Genomic DNA, 23,221 nt, shown 5'->3' with positions numbered 1-23,221 from the left:
GAGGACGCTCTTTTATGAGATTTGCGAGCTCCTTTGCGCCGGTGCCAAGACAAACGACTGGCTTCCATCGGCTCATACTCCTTCAGGGTTCGATTGCGACGCAGCTCCCGACTGATGGTCGAGCTGTGGCAATTGATCTCTTGGGCTATTCTTCGCTGACTCCAACCTACTCGCAAGAAGGCCGAAATCTGGTATCGTTGTGCTTGGGTCAGTTGTCGGTATCCCATGGTTCTCTTCACTTTGGTAGGTAAAGCGAATGAGGGTACCGGCAACGGCCCTCCTACCTCTACCTGCTGATCCAAAGTGCTGCACTTATTCTATGAATCCAAGATACGCCTGCCGAAACAGAGGCACAATCTGCTGCCTGTTCTCCTTCCTACCAGAATAACTACGGTTGCACCCGTACCCGGTATACTCAAGACGGTACCAGCGGTGCCCGGTCACTGGTTGAAACTGTGTACTTCGATGGGCCGTTATCCACGCCGAATTCGCAAGATACCAATACCGGCCATTACTGGGCTGGTGGCGAGCAAGGCAGTAATGGCAAGTGGGCGGTGCGTGTAGGGCCAAGCTATCCGGATATTATCTGGAGCTTTTTCGAAGCACACCCACGCAATGGCCTTCCTCCCAAGGAGTTTCCTGTCATCGAACTGGCTGGAGATAACCCCATGTCAGTGGAGTTGAATACTTCATTTGTTGATCCGGGCGCGACAGCAGAAGATGCTGAAGACGGGGCAATAGCGGTTACGGCGGACTGCAGTTCAGTCGATACCTCTATAGAAGGCACCTATTCTTGCGAGTATACCGCAACGGACAGTGACACCAATGAGACCACTGCCGTGCGCCAGGTTGTTGTGATTGACCCAACGAGCCCTACCGAAACCTGTGATCAGCTGACGGCATCACCCAGTGCTCACATAACCGCAGGCCGCGCATACGCAGGTGGCAATTACGGCCTTCGTGCGCTTGCAAGCGGTGACGACTCAGATATCGGGGGCTCGTTCGATAGCTGGAGCAGCGTCCTCCTTTATGAGGGTGATACAGGCCAATGGTTCGCCAGTGAGCCCGCGGCATGTAAGGGTGAACAGGGCGGTGAGCCTGTAACCTGTAAAGACTGGAATGCCAGCATCCTGAGCCACAGCGTGGCTGGCCGGGCCTATTACGGCGGTGGTTATTACACCACTGGAGGTGATGATTACCTGGGAGCTATCCCGGGGACTCAAGCATGGGTCAAGGAAACCTCGGAAGGGGTTTTTGAGAAAGGCCAATGCGAGTGAAAGATGTGGTGGGAGTAGTTTGATTTCTGCCCCCTGACACATTTCAGGTTTAACAAAACGGCGCTTCATTCAGTCTTGGTGAAGCGCTCTAAAACAGCCCCATTTGGGGCTGTTTTTCATTGAAATGCAGCGCTTTAACTCCCTCCAAGCGTTCGCTTAAAAGCCCAGTCCAGATTTCAGTGAGGGAGAGTGCATCGCCAATATTTGGCATATGCAGGAAAAAGTACGGGTGACGTTTTTCCTCAACCCAGGTAGCGACTCGCTCAACCCAGGGCTCGAGATAGCGGCGGTTGGCTTCCAGATCTGGGTGCCCGATGTAGCGGATTACCGGAGCTGCATCGCCGGGAAGCAAGTGCACTGGCACTTGAGGCTTCTTGCGCTGGGCTTCAAGGGTAATGTCGTTATCCGGGGTAGCGGAGAATAAGGCTCTGGTGTCCATGCATACGCGTGCGATGTTGCGCTCCCGGAGGCCACGGTTCAGGCTTCTTTCGGCTTCCCCCTTGCTAAAAAAAGCGCTGTGCCGGACTTCGACAGTACATGTCAGAGGTGCCGGCAAGGCATCAATAAAGCGCCAGAGGTTATTCAGGTGCTGAGGCCCGAACGCGGCGGACAGTTGCAGGAGGAATGGGCCAAATAGGTCCTCCAGTGGTGTAACAACCTCCAGAAAGTCCCGGACACTCGCGTCTACGCCAGATAGCAATCGGTCGTGAGTGACAGTGCGGGGAAACTTGAGCAGGAAGCGAAAATCGTCTGGCACCTGTGAGCGCCATTGCAGGCACTGTTCCTGGCTGGGCGTTGCGTAAAAGGTTGTGTTGCCTTCAACACAGTTAAACACTTTGCTATAGCGCTCCAGCGGGCTTGGGCCTGGTGGCAGCATGTTGTTCCATGCAGGGTGTTGCCATTGCGGGCAGCCAAGAAAGTAGGGGTGTGCCATGGGTTAGCGCTTCCTTCCGGTTCAGGTACTTTTTTTGCTGGCGCCCGGTTGTGTCGCCTTGGTCGTAGATCATGCATTATACCTGAGTGTAGCTACTCAGTATCCGGGGTGTTTTTAGGGGAATTTTGATGGAGCATGTTCTCGACTCGATTGCTCGTGATGGGGTTTTTGTATTGCGGCTGTTGGCCGCAATGCTGCTTGGTGGTTTGGTTGGCATGGAACGCCAGTCACGAGGTAGGGAGGCCGGCTTGCGAACCAATATATTGGTTTGCCTGGGTTCGGCTGCGGTCATTGTCGCCTTCCAAAAGCTATCTTCCGGGCTCAGTGTTGATGCGGACTCCATCATCAGGATGGATCCGGCTCGCGCGGCTGCGGGTGTTATTACCGGGATTGGTTTCCTTGGCGCCGGTACGATCGTAAAGAGCCACGACTTTGTGCGCGGGCTTACGACAGCAGCCTCCATCTGGGCGGTTGCTGCTATCGGCGTGACTGTCGGGCTTGGCGAATATGTGATTGCGACCGCGGTGACTCTTTTGGTGCTTGTTGCGCTTTACGTTCTGCACCAGCTTCCTGTGAGAGGGGACCGGTATGCCTCACTGGAACTGAAGTGGACGGGTGATTTTGATCTGCTAGCTGAAGTCACTGCCCAACTTGAAAAGCAAGGAGCGAAGATCAAGAACCGGAGCGTGATTCGCCAGCCAAAAGCGGAAAACTGCCAAGCTACGCTGGTGCTGCGCTTAGGAAAAAACGAAAATGACATGGAGATATTCGGGCGATTGCAGGCGGATGTGCGGTTTGATGAGGTGGGGTGGAGTTAATCTGTTTCACAACTTCTCGTATCGGGCGCTGTGACGGTAGCGCCCGCTCAGTATTGCCACCAGTTGGCTCATGGCCCGAAACAGCGCCATCAACAGTGGAGCCAGCAACCATAACAGCCAACTGCCGATGTAAAGGGCCGGAATAAGCAGTAGCAACCAACCGACAAACTGAACCGCGGCCACAGGGTAGCCAAGTACCTCCGCCACTCCCGCGAACAGGTCATTAATCAGGCTGGGGTGGGTGATAACGAGATAGCCGGCGCCGATAACCAAGGGCCACTTGGCGTAACGGGCGCTGCGCAGAGCCATTTTCCCGCTGCGGGTAACCCTTGAGGCCAGAGCAGCAGAGCGAGTGCCCCGGCTTGCACCTTTGGTGGTTGCTGCCGTAGCACGCCCAACGCGGAGCACTTTCACCGCACTGGCAAAAATCAGCACGTCTACCGATGCCCAGCCAACGTCGCCGGCGGTGATCTCATTTCCGGAGCGGTAGTTTCGTTCCAGATTACGGATGCCACTGGCGAAAAACTGATTCAGTCCTTCCAGTACACGCTCTGTGCCGATCCATTGAGTTGCACCCTGGCTATCGACAATAAACTGACCCAGGAAATCGTGGCCTTCACTTTGAATGAAATTGACGGCAAACCATCCTCGCTCTTCCGGTGAGAGGTCTTTGCGCTCGTTGGATGGTTGATTATCCGATTTCGATGCCTCCGGAGCGCTGGTGAAGAAACGCTTGGCGGCTTGAAATTGACGAGATGCCCTATTCATCCATTCAATGGTGCTGATGGGCTGGCTAACAAAGTGCTGAATGGGTGGCAGAATGTCTTCGCCATAGAGTTTGAGAATATCCCGAAACTCCGGCTCTGCAGCGTAAAGCGGAAACAGGTTTCGCGCCATATCGGGATAACGTATGAACGCAGCCTGAGCCTTCAAAAGCAGAAGGGGGTCATCGGACATATCAAGCAGTATGGCTTGAATCTCAACGGGCTCCTGTTCAATGCCCGGAAAATCACCGAGCACATCGCGGGCGTGAATGTTAATCAGCTTCTGCTCAATGGGAACCGGCTGGGCTATAGTGCTGAAAACAGCCGCCATCAGCAGGGCCATTGCACAAATCAGGAGTAGTTTTTTCAAAGGGTCTCCCGTGCAGTTCGATTGTTCATGCCGATCAGTCTAGCGCGAATTGGGTGAGTTGGTGACGATTTGCGGGTATAATTTCGCACGCAGTTTGATCGCCCCAAGGCAGGGGCGTTATAGCCAAAACCTCAACGCTTAAAAAGGAAGATATCGTTGAAGACTATGAATATCATCAAGTACGTTTTTGCAATTATCGGTGCCTGCATGCTGGCCGGTGCGTTTGCTTTATATAACCACACAGCTTCATTTCTTGATCGTTCTGTTACCGCACAAGGCATAGTGGTTGAGTTGATCCGTTCTCGCTCCAGTGACTCTGTAAGCTATTACCCTGTCGTTCAATTCGCGGCTGCCGGTGGCCGCGAAATCGAGTTCCAAGCCCGCACGGGCTCTAATCCGCCCTCGTATAGCCAAGGTGAGCAGGTAACGGTGCTTTATGATCCATCGAGCCCAGAAGCTGCAAAGATCAACGGTTTTTTCTCACTATGGGGTGCTGCGTTAATTGTCGGTGGGATTGGTTCGGTATTTGGATTAGTGGGCGGCGGAATGTTGGCGTACGGTGCGGTGAAGAACCGTACAAACGCCCATCTTCAGAAAAATGGCGTAGAAATTCATGCGTCAGTGCAACGGGTAGAGCAAAATACGGGCCTAACCGTAAATGGCCGCAGCCCTTTCAGAATCGTATGCCAGTGGCAGCATCCGCAAACTCGCGAACTCCATGTTTTTCGTAGTGAAAACTTATGGTATGACCCGACCGATCACGTCAACCAGGAGAAAATTCCGGTGTTGGTGGATGAGGGGAACTTGAAGAAGTATTGGGTTGATACTTCGTTCTTGCCCAAGTTGGCGGGTTGACTGGGTAGGTTGGATGCCTTGCTGGTGTTGGCAGGGCATCCTTTGGAACAATGAAGTATATTGCAGCAGTGCACTCAGGAGTTTTGAACTCCTGAGTAAGACCGATGACTAGTTAATGCAGGACCGTTAGGCGCCAGTATCGAACCAATCTCGTTGCAAACGGCCATTTTTCAGCCGGTACAGCGATAGTCCATAGCGAAGATCCTGGCCGTTAGCATCCTTTACGATTCCCGAGTCTTTCCCCAAGGAAAATAGAAACGCATCAAGCAGCATCAGAGCGTTATCAATAAACCACCATACTCCCAGACCACCCAGCGTAAGTGCTTTCACAATGCCACTTTTCCACTTGCCGAGGTAAAATCGGTCAGCGCCAAAAATGCCGAGAAACCCACCAAGAATTAGGGCTAGCAGGCGATTCTTTTGTTGTGGTATTTGCTCCATGTGTCTCATATTTCTTCCTTGTGGTTTGCTTGATTTCTTTTGTGGTGGACCTGTTTGGGGTATGTGTTCCGGATTAAAACGAATCAGTTCACCGGTTCGGGGCTGTTGACGACGCAGCGGAAGCCATTGCCCGAGCTTTCTATATGCGCACCTGCTCTGGCAAATACGGTTCCGCCTCCGCCATGTGATCTCCACGGCCAGCCCAGTCTCTAACGGTTTTTTGGGGTTTGTCTGGATTTATCGGCTTTGCCGGGCCACTGGGGTTATTGCCAGGTGCGTGCTCGTAGAAGTCTTCCTGAAACCAGTCTCGCGTCCACTCCGCCACGTTCCCTGTCATGTCGTAGAGGCCGATAGGGTTGGGGGGATAACTGCCTACTGGGCGGCGCTCGAACTTAACCGATGATTGCATCAGGGTATTGCCCGACGGCGGAATTGATGGGTCCACATATTCTTTTGGGCGCCGCAGGTAGGGATCTTTTTCAATAGTGCCTGAGTCAGTTGCGTAAGGAATATTCGTCCCTCGGCTACGGGCCGCATATTCCCACTGTGCTTCAGTAGGTAGTGCAAACGGTAGTCCGGTTTGCTCTGCCAGCCAGGCACAGTAACCTTCTGCCTCTCCATAATTGGGCACTCGAGCGGGCTTGCGATAGTAGTTGGGTGATAACGGGTCGTCCGTTGCTTTTACATACTTTTTATAGATGAAGTCGTCTGCGTACAGAAGAGTGCGGTCAAGAGCTTCGTAATAGACTTTCATTTCTCCCCACGTTGTTTCGTAACGAGAAATGGAGTAGCTGTCGACGCTCACTTCCGCAGTAGGGCGGCTAAAATCGGTGAGCGTCACATACGGTGAACCATTTGGGCGACCCACATCTCCCAGTATAAATGTACCGCCTTTGATAAACACCTGATTTGCAATGGCTTGTGCAGCTGTTTGCTGCGCAGCCTCAGACTCAACTTTATCGTTTAATAGTCCGCCACATCCTGCAGTCAGGACAGGCACTGTAAACAACCACACGGCACTAATTCGGGCAATTTTTAACATCAATACACTCCGTATTAAGCGATTCCACAGGTCTTGCAGACTCTAAAAGGGTCAAGTTTCACCGGACTGCCGGATATCGCAACTACGTTTCCCAATTGGTGTATAAACAGCCGTTGATCCACTTTGCGTTTGCCAATAAACTCGAACAAACGGTCAAAGTTTTCCTGAAATTCTGCGGGCCTTGAGGTGCCTTGAGGTTCATCCGAACAACAGTTTCCTCAAAATCACGCCAACTCTGAAATGTCCGGAGTATCTGATTTACGGCTTGTACTTTTATATCGCCACTGCTCCAAATACCCGGTGTTAGCCACCAATCGTAGAGAATGTTATCCAGCACTGTGCCTTTAACTTCAGGCGGTGAATGCAGGAGTACGGCGTTTTCCTGCAGCTTAAGATCCTCAATCACATTATGAGCCAGTTCTGTCCCTTGCTGCTCGCGCTGGCGACCAACAAAGAAACTATCGACGTAATCGACGAGACTGTCTATTGATCCGCCTGTAAACTCTTGAGCAGCAGCAATGCTTGAGATGCCTTTGCTCAAGGCGAATAAACTAAGGCGCTGGTACCATACAAAGGTATCCGAATCCCCATCAAACAGCTCCAGATACCTGAAATCCACATCCAGCAGAGCGTTATACACAAAGTGCAGCATCTTGATGATGTTGTTGGACTCTATTTCCAGTAGAAAACTGCCTGATGGACCAACCCCCAGAACCAGACCGGCATGACAGTTAAAATAAAACTTGCCTGTCTGATCACTGAACATAAGTCGAACCTCAAACTCCGCAGCTGCCCCTGCCGCAACCTCCACTTTCTCCCCGATCTTGCACAAAGTGTCCCATTCTTTCTCAGAGGTTAGAACATCCTTCCATCGCAGATCGCCAGCCACTTCGCAGCCGGCGCGAACACCAGCAAAAACACTACCTTCTATATTGGCACCTTGTCCTTTTTTACGAGCTGCTATGCCTTTAACTTTTGGGAGACCTTCGCTGCTATCCACGTGGACGTTCGCAGCTAATACGGCAGATGCACCAGCAAAACCTGAAGCCGTAATGGCCAGTTTTGCCTGAAAGTGCCCAAGGGATGCATATTTGCGTTCGCCATCCCAGCCACCGACTCGGTAGTAGATGCGGATTGCACTCTTGTTGCTTGCGGGAAATGACTGCTCAATGGTCGCTTTACCCTCCGCAAGTACATACTGTGCGTCCGCCTTTGCTTGGATATGAACCTTTCCTTTTTTTGGATTGTATTCGGCAAACCCGCTAGCTCCTGCCGCAAAACGCATAAACTGAGCTTCTGCAGAGGCATCAAAACCGGTCTCAGCAACTTTTTGCTTTCGGTTTTTGCCCCAGACCGACCACTCAGCCTCTTCATAAAACTGATTAAGCGCCTGCATCATCACGCCGTCGGGATCTGGACTTCCCAGCTCGAACTTTACTTGTACTTTGAGTTCACTCTCTATCGCTTCGGCCAGCTTTTTGCCGTTAATACCGTCTGACGTTAACCAACCTTTGCTGCGTGCTTTATCCCGGGATGCAATGCTATAGCGCCGTAAGTGGTTCTTCATTTTATCGGAGCGCACGTAGCTACGATGTTTTTTGCCAGAAAGCCGTTTGATCTCGGTTAATTTGGGGATGGTTTGCATGTCATTTGATATGGCACCTTTAGATATTAGATCATCAATCAGCGCTTGTTTGCGTTCCTGAACTTCAGACTTCAGGCTTCCTTCAGCTTCTTTCGGCCTGTCTTCTGAGTCAGGTTCGCCGCCAGACAAGTTTTTGAGATCTTTATAGAACGCCTCGATGGGGCCACAAATAGCATTTTCTTCTCTGGCCAGCTCCTCAGCTTCTGCCTTTGTGAGGAAGACGATTTCATTGCTGCCAGTTTCGTGAACAATCTCTACAATTTGATCTTCACAGGATGCCTTGCAAATAATCTCGCCAGGTTCGGTTGAGGAGGTGATTACCTCATTGGCGGCAGGTATAACAAGGATTTGCCCTGGATAAATTAGGCTAGGGTTTTCTATGGTTGGATTCAGACGAAGCAGGCGCGTAACCGTTGCGCCGTGTCGTTCTGCAATGGCACCAAGGGTATCTCCAGATACTATTTCATAGTTCGCCGGCATCAGGCACCTCCTGGCGCTTGCGCCATCAGGTTATCGAGTTCTGCCAGTCGCTCATCCGCTGGCTTTTCTTTATCGGACAGAATCGACTGTGCACCGGGCTGGTTAATTGCTTTTGGGTGATACGCTGCTATTTCCGTATAGCTGGCTAGCTCTGCCTCTGTGCGAAACCCATAGCGCCGTCCTCGCTCAACCAGTGTCCGCATCAGGCTCTCGTTCTCCGGAGTGAGCAGCAGACCGGAATTATTGACTAGAGCGCTGATAAACTTTGCTTCTTTGTGTGCGCTGATCGTTTGGATATGCTCTTCCGTCAGCTGAAACCAACCTTCTTCTCTGGCTTCATGATCCTGTGCTTGTTCCAAGCTGTGTATCGCTGTTGATTTCCAGCCTGTTCCAGAGTCAAAGTAATGCCATTTGAGTACAGGGCCGCTGAACTGAACGCGCTCGTTCGGATTAAAAGCGGAAAGCAGGCCATGGACCTGGGTTGGAGAATGGAACCTGAGATAGGCGAATGTTTGGTCGGGTAGTTTTACACTGATCAAGCTTCTAAAATGACCTGCAAGGGTCTGAATATCTGCATTACTTTCGATCACAACCGCCGCTGAGCGCCAGATAGGCTCGGCCGTCCACAGCCGGCTCGTTTCAGATGGCTTAACAATGCAAGGGCTCACTTCCAGAGCTGATTTGTGAGGCGTGCGCCGATAGATCTGATCGAATTCCGGACTGTCGTCGTGGCTATATATCAGCTTTGGTGCGTCCAGTTGAGCGCCATCTATCAGTAGGTAGACGTTGTGTCCGGCGAGCACTGAGGTTTCCTTCAGGTTCTCTATCATTATCCAGCCTCACAAGAACATGGGCTGAAGTCGCAACGTCCATCTGGTTGTTTGCCGCATTGTTTGCTTAACAAGGCATCATTCCGTGCAGCTTCACGCAGTTTAAAGATAGGGCTGGGCTGAGGCGTGGCCGCTGGCCGGGTTTCGGTTACCGCCAAGGCATCGGCATTGCCGGAAACAGTTTCGTTGGCGGCAACTACGCTTGGGGCTTGTGGTGTTTGTGCAGAGACTGCACTCCCACTCCCTGGTCCCCCACCAGAATTCATCCGCACCAGCGGCCCGGAAATAGTCACCCCACTAGGATCCACCTTCACAAAACTCCCACCGGCTTTGAGCGTCACTTCTGCTCCAGCCTCGATAACAATCTTCAATCCGGCTTTGTGGTGGATTTCATTCCCCGCTTCCACGAGCTGGGATTTGCCGAGTTTGCTGTGGTGGCTGCCGTCAACGGTGAGGCTGTAGTCTCCACCTACCTTTTCCCTGTGTTCGCCGTCTACCGTTGAGTGGTCGTTGGCTTTTACCTTGCTGAAGCGGTCGTTTTCCACGGTCAGGTGGCTGTCGTTCTTGATCACTTCGGTGCGGTTGTTTTCGGTGAGCAGATCCAGGTCTTTTTGAGCGTGAATGTAGATTTGCTCTTTGGCCGCCTCGTCTTCGAAACGTAGCTCGTTGCTGCCTTCACCCTTGTGGGTCTGGGTTTCAGGATGGTGCGGGTTTGTGCTCCGGTAGCGGGTAGGGCGGTGTATTGGTGGCGTGGTGTGTTCTTCCGGTGATGATGGGCTGGTCTGGGTCGCCATCAAGGAAGGAGACAATCACTTCGTGGCCGATTCTGGGCAGTGCCATGAAACCATACTGGCCGCCCGCCCAGCCCTGGCTTACTCGTAGCCATGCGCTACTGTGCTCGTTATTTTCAGTGCTCTCTACCCCATTTGGCCGCTGGCGCCTATCCCAGGGGAAACGCACTTTTCCCCGGCCGTATGCATCGCAGTGGATTTCTTCGCTTTCGAGGCGGGTAACTATGGGGCATCGCTTTTAACTATTGCCGGTCTGCCGCATTTCCAGCTTTGGCCACGACCTGCTAAAATTGCGGGCAAAACACGGACTGTTTTAGTCAAAGGCTTCTCACAACTGGCGTTGGTCGCTTCGATTAAGAGGCAGTTCTGATTCGCTTTCCAATGGACTGGACGGACAATGCTTATTTCCCATACTCGAAATTCCCTGCTACTTACTCTGTCCCTGACGATTCTGTCTGGCTGTGATGCCATCAACGACTGGTACGCGATAGAGATCGTTCAGCGCAACATGGACAACATGGTTTTTGTTGAAGGCGGCGAGTTCCTGATGGGCAATCCAGGGGGCTGGGCGATGGGGGCCGATACCATCCCGGCACATGAAGTGGTGTTGGACGATTTTTATATCCAGAAATACGAGGTAACCCAGGGCGATTTTGACGTATTTGTGAAGGCCTCTGGGCATGAGATTAAAGCACGCTTCTATGAGGACAAAAAAAACGAGTCTCCCGAACGCTTTGCGAGCGAACTCCCCGCGCCTGTATCCTGGCATGATGCCAAGGCATTCTGTCTTTGGTTAGGGGAGAGGTCTGGTCATACCTTGGACTTGCCCACCGAGGCACAATGGGAGTATGCCGCTCGCTCAGGTGGTGAACAAATTCGTCATGCTACCGATAATGGGAAAATAGAACCGGGCCGTAATATAAGTAGCGCCAACGACCCAGCTCTAGCTTTATATGGTAACGATCAGGATATTCCTGAAGCCCCAGGCTCATATACCCCCAACTCCGTGGGGTTATATGACATGTCTGGCAATGTTGCCGAGTGGGTCAGTGATTACTACGCCCAGGACTATTATCGAAAGTCAGAACGATTTAACCCCCAAGGCCCGAAATCAGGTAAAACTGTTACAGTCGGTCCCAATCTCAAAGAACCTGAAAGAATCATGCGAGGTGGGGACTATAAAGGACCCATCATTAACAGCTCCACAGTCTCTAGGAGAGTTGTACCTGAGTCCAGTATGCCTCTGACTGGCGGATTCCGTTGCGCAAGAAACTAATTTCCAGATCCATTATTGGTTATGAGTATAGCTCAACAAGCCATCGCTCCGTTGCTTTAGCTTTGGTTGAGCGATACAAAAACTTCAGAATTAAATTAACGTAGTTGTTCTTTAAGTTAACCACATCACCCTTGGCGTCACCTTCCTGTCCCATGCGTCGTAGAACTTCCATGAACTCTCGGTGAGATTGAATAGTGCTCAGTACAGCAAGGGCGGCAGAGGCAAATTGCTCGAAGTCTGTTATGCTCTGGCGCAACGCCTGTGAAGTATTGCCAGAAAGCAAATGGAGTATTTCAGCCTTAGCCTCCGGAGTGTAATTAATTACGTTGCGGTTTGTTGCAATTCGATTCGCAGAGTCGACAGCCTCCACATAATTTCCTTGGGTTGCATTCCAATAGCTATGAAGCCTATCGAGCGGCCAGGTTGCGAGATTAATCAACTCATCGCTGCTAACCGCCTGAACGCGCAGTAGCAGGGAGAGCATCGTGAATGCTTCGCTTTCCAGCCACTCCAGAAACCGGAAATTTGATTGTTCCAGAGACCAGCGCACAAAAGTAACAAGTTCCACGATCTGTGGGCCGTTCAGTTCCGCTGCAACACCACCGCCGCCACCGGGGCCGAGAACCAAGTGGCCTTTTAGCGTCATGTAGAGCCGCCGGTTCTCCGAAAGCCCAATTTTGAACTCAAACCCTGCACCAATACCCGCCGAAAGCGCAATTTCCGGCTTCACATCCAGCAAGGATTTAAACGCTTTATCTGCCCCCTCTTGTTGCTCCTGCTCTTCTTTTGAAACAGATTCTTCTTGCCTTGTAACCTGCGCCTCCCGAACCTCCGCATAAGCCGCTTTCCACTTCACACTGAACATTGCTTCATTCTTCAGAGTCGCGCCTGCAAACACCTCCCCATTAGATTCTCCGGTAATTCCAACATTCTGTGGAGCAGAAGATACCTTCACGTTAGCAGCCAGGGAGGCACATGCTCCGGCGAAGCTTGGATGGAGTATTCCGCGTCAGTGCGCAAGTGTCCGCAATGCAGTTTCACCAAATCACCTTTTTGATCCTGGTACGCCAGTACCAAGGGCGTGCCATCGACATTGGGCACCTGCGACTTAAGGGAGGCCTTACCTTCCAGCAGACTGTAAGCACTTTCTACTTCACCCCCAATGAAGGTTTCTTGTCTAACCGGGTTGTACGATGCGGCGAGCCCAGCTTGGGCTGCAAAGCGAAACATTTGAGCTTCTGTAGCGGCTGAAAAACGCCCATCTTCTGAGGATAGCTCTTTTTTAAACAGCTCAATGTTCAGTTGGTTGAAAAAATTATCGTCTTGGCTGCCCCATTTTGCCAGGGTAAGCTTTAGTTCCCGGCTTGTTTGCAAAGAATCACGTGCCTGAGCCCCGGCTTCCCGGAAACGACTTGAGGACATGGCTTTTTTCACGTCCGCCATAGTCATTGGGCGCCAGCCTGGCGGAATCGCAGCAGTGCCTCTTGGTGGATATAGCGGTACCCGGATTCGCTTGTACGCTTGATTTCCACTACATTCCATGCTGATGTGTTGCCGACGTTTGGGCTGGCAAACAGGTTGTTGTTAGAAGGCGGGCTGTTTTTAACCAAACGGCTCAGGGCCGCCTCCTGTTCTATTAGCAGGCGCTTTTTTTCATCTTGGAGTTTGTCGTAATGCTCCACCTCACTGGTATCAATCAGGTTCCACAGAGAGGGTGTCGGGTCACTGCTGACGACGTAACGAGCCGTTTCGCGCCACCAGGAGGGGCTGGGGGCTGCTTCGATTTCCTCTAATCGTTGCTGGCGTTGTACCAAGGCATCCATATCCGAATTAGCAATAAATTCTGGCCAAACGGTCCTCTCCCTAAGTATCGCCGACTCGTTGGCCAGCTGCGCTATGGTCACAGAACCGCGTAAGCCCGACGCCTGAGCAGCACGATAAGTGATTTCCGCCTCCAACGCAGCACGGAGAAATTCCAGTCGCTCATCTAGTAATTCGTAGTTCTTTCGTTTTGATTTAACCTTGCTCCTGTGAGCATCCAGTACAGTGTCGATGTCTGGTAGCGTCCGTTCCAATTCATTTGCTAACGATCTGAAGATTCGGATAGTGAGCATATCTTTGGGTTCGTTGGTTGGCTGTCGGTGCAGGGGAGCCAAAACCTCCCGACGGATTTGAGCTAGTTCGTTCCGGATGCGCTCCCGTCGGCGTTCCTGACGTTTTAAACGCTGCTCTGCCTGCTGCCAGCGAGCCCGGTACTCTTTCATTAATTCCTGGGCCGTGGTGCTCGATGCTATAGGAGGCAGGGCATCGAGATCTTTCAACGCGTGCCAGGCTTTGGCCCTGGCTTCTGGGATCCGGTCCTTTGATCCGCTTTCAGCCTGTTTCAGGCTTTTCAGAGGTAACTGCAGTTTTTCAATCGCGCTGCTCAGCTCATCGCACTGCCGTTTGGTCAGTGCATGTACCGCACCCGTCTCACCGGTAACATGAACCAATTCGACAAATTCCAGCTGACACTCGCTGCAAGAGGCGTCAGTAGAGCTGGCATCACTGGCGGACTTAGGGAATGGGAGGTTGATTTCATTAGTTTGAACTTCATTCTGTCGGGACATTGTCAGTCCTCCTTATACCTTCCATGATGGAGAGCTGTTCACTGGCGGGCAGGTTTTCCTGGCTAAGCACATCACGGAATCGGATTGAGGTCGGGAAAGCATTGCCATGACAAAAAGCTAGCCGTAACCAGCGTTCTTGGTCCGACACCTTCGAATATCCATGCTTACTTGCTTCCAGCAGGTGCGCTAGTACCCAAACGGTCGGGGCTTCATGTTCTGTTAACTGATCTTTATAATGGTCCGCCAAGAGTTGGGATTCGGCAGCCATGCGGTAAATGGGAACTTGCCTAAGTTGTTCGCCACTTATAAGAAACATGTCAGGGTCTGGAGTTACTGCTTTGTTCTCCGTCGAAAGCCGTGAACGCCAAGCCAGGCCGTCGTACCAAGACCATCGTTCACCTGTTAGCACCAGCCTTTCCCGCTGAGAACTTTCCATTACGCACAGAAGTGCCGCCAACATCCGGGGTTCGTAAAACCTGAGCAGTCGCTCTTGAGGTGATTCCAGGCTGAATAACCATTGCCGACTTCGTTGGAGAAAATCTGCAGCCCCCAGGGTAGACTGTATCAATATCCCCAGAGGTTGGTTCTCCATTCTGTTAACAAGTTGTTCCACAAAGGCCGCGTTGTTGCGTAGGTCAACCAAGATGGGCCCCTTGAACCAGCTTGCCTGCCAATTAGTGCCCTCGAAGAGGCTCCGCCACTCGATTGGATTACGCTGCATACCTTCATAAAGAAACTTCAAGAAGTCATGGTCCACTGCCAGGTCAACAATGGCATAATCAAAGGACTTCGGGCGGTCTCCCTTGGGAGCAGTATGGTCAAGCGTGGTTATGTAGTAGGCAGCGTCCATTGTCGTCATACTCGCAGTTGGAAACAGATAAGTTGCCAGCAACAGCAGCTTCATCCAGCAGGCTGAGCTTGGATGCGTTGATTCTAGCCTCTGGTCTCAGCGATGCTTGTGCGATAGCTGGGGAGTCACCGTCAGGCTGTCTATGCTCAGGAATTAAAGCGGTCATGTCGGGTATCTGGGCAGCCATCGAACTTCCACTCCCCGGCCCACCCCCAGAATTCATCCTTACCAACGGCCCGGAAATAGTCACCCCACTAGGGTCCACCTTCACAAAACTCCCACCGGCTTTGAGCGTAACCTCTGCCCCAGCCTCAATGACAATCTTCAACCCGGCTTTGTGGTGGATTTCATTCCCCGCTTCCACGAGCTGGGATTTGCCGAGTTTGCTGTGGTGGCTGCCGTCAACGGTGAGGCTGTAGTCTCCACCTACCTTTTCCCGGTGTTCGCCGTCTACCGTTGAGTGGTCGTTGGCTTTTACCTTGCTGAAGCGGTCGTTTTCCACGGTCAGGTGGCTGTCGTTCTTGATCACTTCGGTGCGGTTGTTTTCGGTGAGCAGATCCAGGTCTTTTTGAGCGTGAATGTAGATTTGCTCTTTGGCCGCCTCGTCCTCAAAGCGCAGTTCGTTGCTGCCTTCACCCTTGTGGGTCTGGGTTTTCAGGGTGGTGCGGGTTTTGTGCTCCGGCAGCGAGTAGGGCGGTGTATTGGTGGCGTGGTGTGTTCTTCCGGTGATGATGGGCTGGTCCGGGTCGCCATCCAGGAAGGAGACAATCACTTCGTGGCCGATTCTGGGCAGTGCCATGAAACCGTATTGCCCACCGGCCCAGCCCTGGCTTACGCGCAGCCAGGCGCTGCTGTGTTCATTGTTCTCAGAGTACCGATCCCAGGGGAAGCGAACTTTTACCCGGCCGTATTCATCGCAGTGGATTTCTTCACCTTCCGGGCCGGTAATTATGGCTATCTGTGGACCGTCCATCAGCGGCCGGTGGTCACACAATGGCCGCCAGGTTTTGTTGGCTGGTACAGCGCTGAACAGGTTGTGATAGGTGGTGGGCTCAGAGCCGCCTTCTTCTGCCAGTGCCTGGGGTTGTTCGCCCACATGGGTAATGGCAGTTAACAGCCAGTCGCGGTTTAGCCTGGCGCTGTCGTGGTTGGTGAGCTCCACTTTTGCGCCGCAAGTGAAATCCGGGCGATTGCTTTCGCCGTTTGCGGTGCTGGCATCGTTTCTGAGGGCATCTAACCGAGCTTCGGTAAACGGTTGGCCGCTGGCGTCGGCTTTGAATCGGCCTGGATAGTCGAAGTGCTGGTAATCCTGCCGCTGATTGGCACTGGCAGCACTGTGTTCGTGCATCAGGGCGTAGGCGGGGTTTTTGAAGGTGTAATCCTTGGTGGCTACGGAGGCTGCACGCACCCGTTCTTCGTAGCGGAGGCGAAACACCGCAGGTTGTTTGGTGCTTCCACCGGCTTTGCCGTTGTATTCGGCGGCCTCTAACCTTGGGGCATCACCGTGGTGGTCGGCAAGGATCAATCCGGGCTGCTCGTCCCCATCTACGCTGCCGTGTTGGTAGCGGTAATGCCAGCCTTCCTCGGCGGCCAGCCGTTCAATAAACGCCAGGTCGCTTTCCCGATGCTGCACGCAGTATTCCCGTTCCTGGGGCGCACGTTTAAGATCAAATACAGAATCCACAATGCCTCGTTCTTCCAGCAAGGTGCGCACGATGGTATCTGTGGTTTGAGTCTGGAATATGCGGCTGTTGTGCATCAGCCCTAAGCGCCATAGAGGCGGCTGGATGATCAGCTCGTAGCATGTGCGGCGATGGCCGGTGTCGCCCCGGGCAAATTCGTTCACTACGCCGGTAAAGCGACGCAGAGGCGTGCCATCCTGCCAAACCACCAAGTCTACCGGTTGTTCCAGTATGTCAGAGGCCTGAATGCCAGGATCTGTGCTGGCCATGATCAGGCGGCCATGGAAAAGCTCCGAAAGACCTTCGGTCAGTGCAAAGCTGACGACAGAAAACACATCTGAGGGAAACTCACCAACACGCGCGGTGAACTGCAATCCGTTTGCCTGAGGCATATCTTCAATCCTTGAAGGTATGTTTGTCTGGAGATAAATCTGAGCAGAAAGTTACCAGTGCTGGGCTTTAAAATCCAGTGGCCAGCCTACGCTTTCACACAAACAAAGATCGCATTCCCCGATGTTTTGCTCCACGGCATGATCTTTTCGTAGTCGTGTTCAAGAATATGCACGTCAAAGTAGGGCTGCAGAATGTTCGCCAGTTCTTCAAAACTCACCGCCACCATAGGGTGTTCGTCGTCCCATGACTGGGTGACACCATCGGTCGCTTTGGTGATGCTGAGCTTGAGGCCTTGCTTCTCGCCTTCGCCACAAAAATGCCATGCGGAGCTGAAGGTGAATAGGCTTTCCCCTTGGGTTACGGTGTGTCGTTCAAACAGGCTGTTGTCAATTTTGTTTTTATCAACGGAATTAAAGCAAAACACACCGCCTGGTTTTAGAGCACTGTGTGCACTGGCGATGCACTGTTTCAGTTTTTCGATGCCACTGCTGTAGTGGATGGAGTAAAGAAAGCAGGTGATTAAATCCAGAGGCTCATCAACCCGAAAGTCGCACATATCGCCTAATGAAAACCTGGCTTCCGGGCATCGGGCTTTCGCTTGCTCCAGCATGGGCTGGCTTATGTCCAGGCCACTGCTTTGAAACCCGAAATCGATAAAGTGGCGCACGTGGGGCCCGGTTCCGCAGGCCAGGTCCAGGTGGGTATTGCCATCATTGCCGAACAGTTGGTGCAGCCTGCGGGCGCCGTAACTTTGGGCCTGGTAGCTAATATCCGCACACATCAAGTCGTAGTAGGTGGACAAATCGGTGTACAGGTAATTAGAGGACATGGTGACCTGACGCTTCCAGCCGGGGATTTCTGGGGTAATAACGCTCAGGCATCCGCTCGATGTAAGGGAAAAAGCGGGCGTCTTTGTAGGGCATTTTCATAAAGCCGGATACGCCCAGCCCGGTGATTTGATCCACAGCTGCGAGGATTTCATCCAGCCGCTGGCGGAACTCCTCTTCTTTCTCTGGATCCAGCAGTCGGTACTGGCTGTGGATTTTAAGGTGGAGAGGGAGGGCCTCGAAAATAATCATGCCAGTATGGCGAATGCTGTTGAGCGCTTCGAGGGATGTGATGATGGTTTGTGGCAGTACCAGAAACTCCTCCGGGTCTGGCCCATCCTCAAAGTAGGAGTGCACTCGCGAGCGATCCTCCACTTCCGGCGCCGAACTCACTTGATACGGCAGTCGCATCTCTGGGGGCGCAATGAATGGTTGGTCTGGCTCGTCGCGCTCAATGTGCAGAGTATCCCGTGCGTTGAACAGGCAGCTTTTGAAGATACCCTGGCGATAGATGGCTTGAGCCAGGTTAACCATGTTGTTCACCGCCGTGGTGAAGGCGGTTCGAAGCTGGGGGTCGTGCAGGTTCAGGGAGGTATCCACGTAAACGCCGTCGGGCTCCCAGCGCACCGCCAGCCCACCTTCTACTGGGTAACGCCCCAATCTGCTGACTGCGGCCAGGAAGGCTTTTTCGGTTTCTCCCATGCCTTGCATGAAGTTTTTGTAGTAGCGATCAAGCTGCACGTCGTTAACGTCATTCAGAGACTCGTCGGCGCCCTCCTGGCGTAAAAAAGCCTTTCGGGAGCTGTACACCACAGTGTCGATTTCCCGGTCCGAGATGCGCGTCCATATGGGTACCAATTGCGTGGGGGGTGGGGCTGTAAAATCGATCATCACCGTACGCCCTATACGCGGCATCTCTTTCAAGTAATGGTCGCCGGCTCGCATGCGTAGCACAGGGTCCGGGTCCAACATGCCGTCCAGCATGCGGGCGAATTCCATGGGTAAACCGAGGGATGTGGCGGGTATGGCCAAATGCCCAAAACGGCATGACTGACCTGAGGCCAGCGCATAAAGCGTGGCTGCCGCGCCTTGCTCGTCAAACCTTGGGGACGACAGGCCCCCATAGAGCTGTTCTTCGCCAATAAAGTACACGTCGCCCAGGCGGGCATTGGTTTGTTGCAAGTTGTCAGACATCAGCTCCATCACGCTGGGACTGAGGAACTGTTGATTGGCGTCCAGCTGGGCAAAGACCGAGGAGCCCCAGTCGATCAGGGCGATATTCTCGGTTTCTGCATCAAATACCAAGTTGGACGGCTTGATGTCTCCATGCACGATGGGGCGCCCCCCACTATCGGATTCACGCCGCAGGTTGCGCAATATATCGGCCAGTTGATCGGCAATACGGATTATCAAGCGCGGGCTCAAACGGCCTTGTTCGAGAGATACTTCCTCCAGATTAAAGCCGGGGGCCCGCTCCATGACCAGGATTGGCTGGCTGCCGGCACGGTGGAAGGCGATCAGGCCGGGCACCCGGGGGTGCTCTACCTGTTCCAGAATATAGGCTTCGTCTTCCAGCCTGTCATGCAGGTGCTGGGGCAGGGTGATGCGGGTGAACTTGAACACATGCTCAAGATCCCGCGTACCTTCCAGTGGCCGTCGGCCAGCAAATACAAAACCGTAGGCGCCTTTGCCTATCATCGAGATGTCAGCGTAGCCCATCTGTCTGAGCTGGGTTGTGCACAGCTCAACCCAGTCTTTCAGCTTTCTCGCATCGTCGTGGCTGAGCAGGTAAACCGACTGCTCTTCCGGGATGTAGAATTGTTGCAGCTGTGACGGCTGTGGCATCTGCGATGACGGGTTTGGTGGCGCCATACCGGTCAGCCCATGTGGAGAAGCATGGATTGCGGTGACTCCAGATAACTCTTCCACAGGTTGTTGAACCGGGCAATGGTACCGCCATCAATAATGCGGTGATCGCCCGCCCAGCTGATTGTCATGATCGCGCGTTCTACCACCTGCCCATTGGCATCAAAGCGCGGCAGTTTCTGGGTACGCCCCAGAGCTACAATAGCCACTTCCGGAGCATTGATGATAGGTGCGGCGTAGGTGCCGCCCAGTGCGCCAATGTTGGAAATAGTAATGGTGCCGCCTTTGAGATCCGCTTGGCTTACCCGGCCTTCACGGGCCGCTTCGGTCAGCCGGGCTACCTCATCGGCAATCTCCAGCAGAGTAAGCTGGCCCACGTTTTTCACGTTTGGCACAAGCAGCCCTATTTTGCTATCCACGGCCATGCCTATGTTGCAGCTTGGCTGGTAGTGGATCTCCGTAACATCTTCGTTGATTTGGCTGTTGAGCACCGGGTACTCACGCACCGCGAGTGCGATGGCCTTCATGATGAAAGGCATGAGCGTGAGGCGAGAGCCACGGGCTTCGGCTTCGGGCTTGAGCTGCTGGCGCAGGCTCAGTAATTCGGTGACATCAATGTCTTCGCTGAAGATGAAGTGTGGAATGGTGGTTGCCGAAGCCACCATGCGCTTGGCCATAACGGCCTGCATGCCTTTGATGGGCTCGATGCGGACTTCCTGGCTTTGCGCCTTGCTTGCTGGAGCTGATGAACCGCCTGCCCCGGGCTGCTCAAGATGCGCCAGCACATCGGCCTTAAGCACGCGGCCATCCTTGCCTGAGCCCTCGATGTCCGACAGCGTCAGTTCGTTCTCGCGAACCAGGCGGCGCACAGCTGGGCTGGCGGGAATCCGCTGCCCGTCTTGCCGAGGCTCGGGCGATGCGGCGGTCGCTTCTGCCGGCTCAGGGCTGCCTTCAGGCTCAGCCTGCTTTGTTTCTGGCTCGGCGCTTTTGTTTTCATCGCTGGCCTTGGCCTGCTCACCCGAAGCTTCACCACTTTCATCAACCAACTCAAACAGCGGCGCATGCACTTTTGCTATGTCGCCTTCCTTCCAGTACAGGCGGGTCACTCGGCCTTTATAGGGGGCAGGGATTTCTACCAGGGCCTTGTCGGTCATAACTTCTGCGACCGGCTGATCTTCTTCGATCAGATCACCTTCACTCACCAGCCATTTAACCAGTTCACATTCCACGATACCTTCGCCGATATCGGGCAGTATAAAATCACTCATAATTGTTCTCCTGTCCGGATACCCGCTTAGAATTCGACGCTTTCCCGAATGGCCTCATAGACCTTCAGGTGATTAGGGAAGTGCTCTTTTTCCAGCACCAACGGGAAGGGTGTGTCCATCCCGGTGACCCGTGCGATCGGTGATTCCAGATAGAGGAAGCAGCGCTCCTGGATGGTGGCGGCTATTTCACCGGCAAAGCCGCCTGTCAGCGGTGCCTCGTGGGTGATCACCAGGCGCCCGGTTTTAAGCACTGATTCGGCAACGGTTTCCACATCCCAGGGGAGGATGGTGCGCAGATCAATTACTTCACAGGAGAAGCCTTCTTTTTCGGCCATTTCGACGGCCTTGTCGATCACTTCCATCTGAGCACCCCAGCCCAGAACCGTTACATCGGAACCTTCCTTCAGGACTTCGGCTTCGCCTATGGGCAACTGGTATTCGCCTTCCGGCACTTCGCCTGTGGAGGCGCGATACAGGCGTTTTGGCTCAAAGAACAGAGTAGGGTTTGGGTCGTTGATAGACGCCAGTAATAGCCCCTTAGCCTGGTGCGGGTTGCGCGGCACTACAATTTTCAAGCCTGGAGTGTGGGCGAAATAGGCTTCCGGTGACTGGGAGTGGTACAAACCACCGGCTATGCCACCGCCGTAGGGTGCGCGAATGGTTAAACCACCCACGTCGAACAGACTGCCCGAACGGTAGCGGAATTTCGCAGACTCGTTAACGATCTGGTCGAAGGCCGGGAATATGTAATCGGCGAACTGGATCTCAGCCACCGGGAACGAGCCTGAGCCGCCAGGCCGTTGGCGAAACCGATAATGCCTTGCTCTACCAGAGGTGTATTGAAACAGCGGTCTTTGCCGTACTTTTGTTGCAGGTTGCTGGTGGCGCGAAAGACGCCACCAAAAATTCCCACATCCTCACCAAAACACAGAACCTTATCGTTGGCAGCCATCGCGATATCAAGCGCATCGTTGATGGCTTGCAGCATGTTCATCTTAGCCATGTTATGCCCCTCCCTGAACGTGAGCTGCCGACTTGGGATACTCATCCGGGTATTTTCGAATGTGTGCTTTGAGTTTTTCAAACTGCGCGTTCAGCAACGGAGGCACCTCGTCGTAAACATCTGTTATCAAAGTTTCCAGAGGCGGAGGGGGAAGCTTTTGGGCACGTTTCATGGTTTCGAGCACTTCACGGCGCAGGCGCTCCTGCAGCTCCTTCTCTTCGCTCTCGCTCCACCATTTTTTCTTTGTGAGCCAGTTTTGCATACGCAGGATGGGATCTTTTTCGCGCCACACGGCTTCTTCGTCCTTGCTGCGATAGCCGGATGGGTCGTCAGACGAAGAGTGGGCAGCCAGGCGATACGTCATGGCTTCGATCAGAACCGGGCGGTTCTCTTCTACCGCCAGTTTGCGGGCCGCTTCGGTGGCCTGGTAAACGGCCAGAATATCGTTGCCGTCTACACGAATGGTGTCCATTTTGTAGCCAAACCCCCGAGGTGCTATGCCATCGGCGGCAAACTGCTCAACGGCGGGGGTGGAAATGGCGTAGCCGTTGTTGCGGCAGAAGAAAATAGCGGGTACGCGGTGCACGGCGGCCATATTAAGACCGGCGTGGAAGTCGCCTTCCGAGGCAGCACCTTCGCCGAAATAAACCACGGTGCAGTGCCCGTCACCAGCCATTTTCTGGCCATAGGCATAGCCGGTGGCTTGGGGGATCTGTGTGCCCAAAGGCGATGAGATAGTCATGTAGTTGAGTTTGCTGGAACCATAGTGAACCGGCATCTGGCGGCCTTTGCCATAGTCCAGTTCATTACCGAACAGCTGGTTCATGAACTCATCAATGGTGAAGCCACGATACGCCAGCGCGCCTTGCTCACGGTACTGGGCCATGATCATGTCGGCGTCATCCAGTGCAGCGGTACTGCCGATGACAGAAGCTTCTTCGCCTGTGCACTGCATGTAGAAACTCAGGCGGCCCTGGCGCTGGGCACCCAGCATGCGCTCATCCAGCACACGGGTGGTCACCATTGCACGATAGATTCGCAGGGCTTTTTCTTTATCGATATCAGGAGCTTTGCCGCCTTTGTAGAGCGAGCCGTCCTGCTTCAGAAGTTTAAACGTCGGAATGCGGTATTCGGCACCGTCTGTAAAAACAGGGGTGTAAACGGTTTTGGATTTTGTTGTTGTCATAATCCTCTTCCTGG

At 53.3% G+C, this 23,221-nt stretch carries 20 protein-coding genes and 2 pseudogenes; 4 read left to right on the top strand and 18 right to left on the bottom strand.

Annotated features, from left to right (window positions below):
* Window positions 1-227 (bottom strand): helix-turn-helix domain-containing protein (locus tag BCA33_RS19890; protein WP_139173022.1); only part of this gene is annotated, 227 nt, incomplete at its 3' end.
* A 228-nt stretch (window positions 228-455) separates the two neighbouring features.
* On the opposite strand from BCA33_RS19890, the gene BCA33_RS14785 reads away from it, so the two are divergent.
* On the top strand, window positions 456-1,277 hold the full coding sequence (locus BCA33_RS14785) for a DUF5011 domain-containing protein (RefSeq protein ID WP_071267023.1): 822 nt from the start codon (window positions 456-458) through the stop codon (window positions 1,275-1,277).
* Between the two features lie 88 nt (window positions 1,278-1,365).
* Here BCA33_RS14785 and BCA33_RS14780 read toward each other — a convergent pair whose 3' ends face one another.
* Complete coding sequence (locus BCA33_RS14780) at window positions 1,366-2,211, bottom strand: DUF72 domain-containing protein (protein WP_071267021.1); 846 nt, start codon at window positions 2,209-2,211, stop codon at window positions 1,366-1,368.
* Between the two features lie 128 nt (window positions 2,212-2,339).
* Between BCA33_RS14780 and BCA33_RS14775 the strand changes: the two genes are divergently transcribed.
* Complete coding sequence (locus tag BCA33_RS14775; RefSeq protein ID WP_071267019.1) at window positions 2,340-3,029, top strand: MgtC/SapB family protein; 690 nt, start codon at window positions 2,340-2,342, stop codon at window positions 3,027-3,029.
* 6 nt (window positions 3,030-3,035) lie between these two features.
* Here the strand turns inward: BCA33_RS14775 and BCA33_RS14770 are convergent, their stop codons facing one another.
* Window positions 3,036-4,163: a hypothetical protein gene (locus BCA33_RS14770; protein ID WP_071267017.1), complete on the bottom strand. Its 1,128-nt coding sequence runs from the start codon at window positions 4,161-4,163 to the stop codon at window positions 3,036-3,038.
* 165 nt (window positions 4,164-4,328) lie between these two features.
* Between BCA33_RS14770 and BCA33_RS14765 the strand changes: the two genes are divergently transcribed.
* Window positions 4,329-5,018, top strand: a complete 690-nt coding sequence (locus BCA33_RS14765) for a DUF3592 domain-containing protein (RefSeq protein WP_083394774.1) — start codon at window positions 4,329-4,331, stop codon at window positions 5,016-5,018.
* Between the two features lie 126 nt (window positions 5,019-5,144).
* On the opposite strand, the gene BCA33_RS14760 is transcribed toward BCA33_RS14765, so the two are convergent.
* The 5 genes and pseudogenes from BCA33_RS14760 to BCA33_RS14740 form a co-directional block, all read right to left on the bottom strand.
* The gene (locus tag BCA33_RS14760; RefSeq protein WP_083394773.1) at window positions 5,145-5,468 is read right to left on the bottom strand and encodes a TM2 domain-containing protein; all 324 of its coding nucleotides are present in this window, start codon (window positions 5,466-5,468) and stop codon (window positions 5,145-5,147) included.
* Between the two features lie 130 nt (window positions 5,469-5,598).
* Window positions 5,599-6,501, bottom strand: a complete 903-nt coding sequence (locus BCA33_RS14755) for an SUMF1/EgtB/PvdO family nonheme iron enzyme (RefSeq protein WP_254774437.1) — start codon at window positions 6,499-6,501, stop codon at window positions 5,599-5,601.
* An 82-nt stretch (window positions 6,502-6,583) separates the two neighbouring features.
* Window positions 6,584-8,626 (bottom strand): LysM peptidoglycan-binding domain-containing protein, encoded by a 2,043-nt coding sequence (locus tag BCA33_RS14750; protein WP_083394772.1) that lies wholly within the window; start codon window positions 8,624-8,626, stop codon window positions 6,584-6,586.
* Window positions 8,626-9,456: a DUF4123 domain-containing protein gene (locus BCA33_RS14745; RefSeq protein ID WP_071267011.1), complete on the bottom strand. Its 831-nt coding sequence runs from the start codon at window positions 9,454-9,456 to the stop codon at window positions 8,626-8,628. Before BCA33_RS14745 ends, BCA33_RS14750 begins: the two co-directional genes overlap by 1 nt.
* Window positions 9,456-10,473, bottom strand: a pseudogene (locus tag BCA33_RS14740) (type VI secretion system Vgr family protein); the annotation flags it as partial. The pseudogene BCA33_RS14740 and the gene BCA33_RS14745, both read right to left, overlap by 1 nt.
* Window positions 10,474-10,644: 171 nt before the next feature.
* Between BCA33_RS14740 and BCA33_RS14735 the strand changes: the two are divergent.
* Window positions 10,645-11,523, top strand: a complete 879-nt coding sequence (locus BCA33_RS14735; RefSeq protein WP_071267009.1) for an SUMF1/EgtB/PvdO family nonheme iron enzyme — start codon at window positions 10,645-10,647, stop codon at window positions 11,521-11,523.
* Window positions 11,524-11,542: 19 nt separating this feature from the next.
* On the opposite strand, the gene BCA33_RS14730 is transcribed toward BCA33_RS14735, so the two are convergent.
* The 10 genes and pseudogenes from BCA33_RS14730 to BCA33_RS14685 form a co-directional block, all read right to left on the bottom strand.
* The gene (locus tag BCA33_RS14730; protein ID WP_071267007.1) at window positions 11,543-12,478 is read right to left on the bottom strand and encodes a hypothetical protein; all 936 of its coding nucleotides are present in this window, start codon (window positions 12,476-12,478) and stop codon (window positions 11,543-11,545) included.
* The gene (locus BCA33_RS14725; RefSeq protein WP_139173021.1) at window positions 12,475-12,966 is read right to left on the bottom strand and encodes a hypothetical protein; all 492 of its coding nucleotides are present in this window, start codon (window positions 12,964-12,966) and stop codon (window positions 12,475-12,477) included. The genes BCA33_RS14730 and BCA33_RS14725 overlap by 4 nt, the downstream gene beginning before the upstream one ends.
* 2 nt (window positions 12,967-12,968) lie before the next feature.
* On the bottom strand, window positions 12,969-14,132 hold the full coding sequence (locus BCA33_RS14720) for a hypothetical protein (protein WP_071267003.1): 1,164 nt from the start codon (window positions 14,130-14,132) through the stop codon (window positions 12,969-12,971).
* Entirely contained in the window at window positions 14,116-14,982 is an 867-nt protein-coding gene (locus BCA33_RS14715; RefSeq protein WP_071267001.1) for a DUF4123 domain-containing protein, read from the bottom strand. Before BCA33_RS14715 ends, BCA33_RS14720 begins: the two co-directional genes overlap by 17 nt.
* Window positions 14,951-17,056, bottom strand: coding sequence for a type VI secretion system Vgr family protein (locus tag BCA33_RS14710; RefSeq protein WP_071266999.1), 2,106 nt, complete (start codon window positions 17,054-17,056; stop codon window positions 14,951-14,953). Before BCA33_RS14710 ends, BCA33_RS14715 begins: the two co-directional genes overlap by 32 nt.
* Window positions 17,057-17,142: 86 nt before the next feature.
* A complete protein-coding gene (locus tag BCA33_RS14705) occupies window positions 17,143-17,886 on the bottom strand; it encodes a class I SAM-dependent methyltransferase (protein ID WP_071266997.1) in 744 nt (247 codons plus the stop codon).
* Window positions 17,876-19,729: a phosphotransferase gene (locus BCA33_RS14700; protein ID WP_071266995.1), complete on the bottom strand. Its 1,854-nt coding sequence runs from the start codon at window positions 19,727-19,729 to the stop codon at window positions 17,876-17,878. The genes BCA33_RS14705 and BCA33_RS14700 overlap by 11 nt, the downstream gene beginning before the upstream one ends.
* Window positions 19,730-19,761: 32 nt before the next feature.
* A complete protein-coding gene (locus BCA33_RS14695; RefSeq protein WP_071266994.1) occupies window positions 19,762-21,018 on the bottom strand; it encodes a 2-oxo acid dehydrogenase subunit E2 in 1,257 nt (418 codons plus the stop codon).
* Between the two features lie 26 nt (window positions 21,019-21,044).
* Window positions 21,045-22,021 (bottom strand): annotated as a pseudogene (locus tag BCA33_RS14690) (alpha-ketoacid dehydrogenase subunit beta).
* A 1-nt stretch (window position 22,022) separates the two neighbouring features.
* Window positions 22,023-23,207, bottom strand: coding sequence for a thiamine pyrophosphate-dependent dehydrogenase E1 component subunit alpha (locus BCA33_RS14685; RefSeq protein ID WP_071266992.1), 1,185 nt, complete (start codon window positions 23,205-23,207; stop codon window positions 22,023-22,025).
* Window positions 23,208-23,221 lie beyond the last annotated feature (14 nt).

The sequence above is a fragment of the Marinobacter sp. AC-23 genome (genome assembly GCF_001858325.1).
GTDB lineage: Bacteria > Pseudomonadota > Gammaproteobacteria > Pseudomonadales > Oleiphilaceae > Marinobacter.
This window is presented reverse-complemented; position numbering and strand designations above follow the sequence as displayed.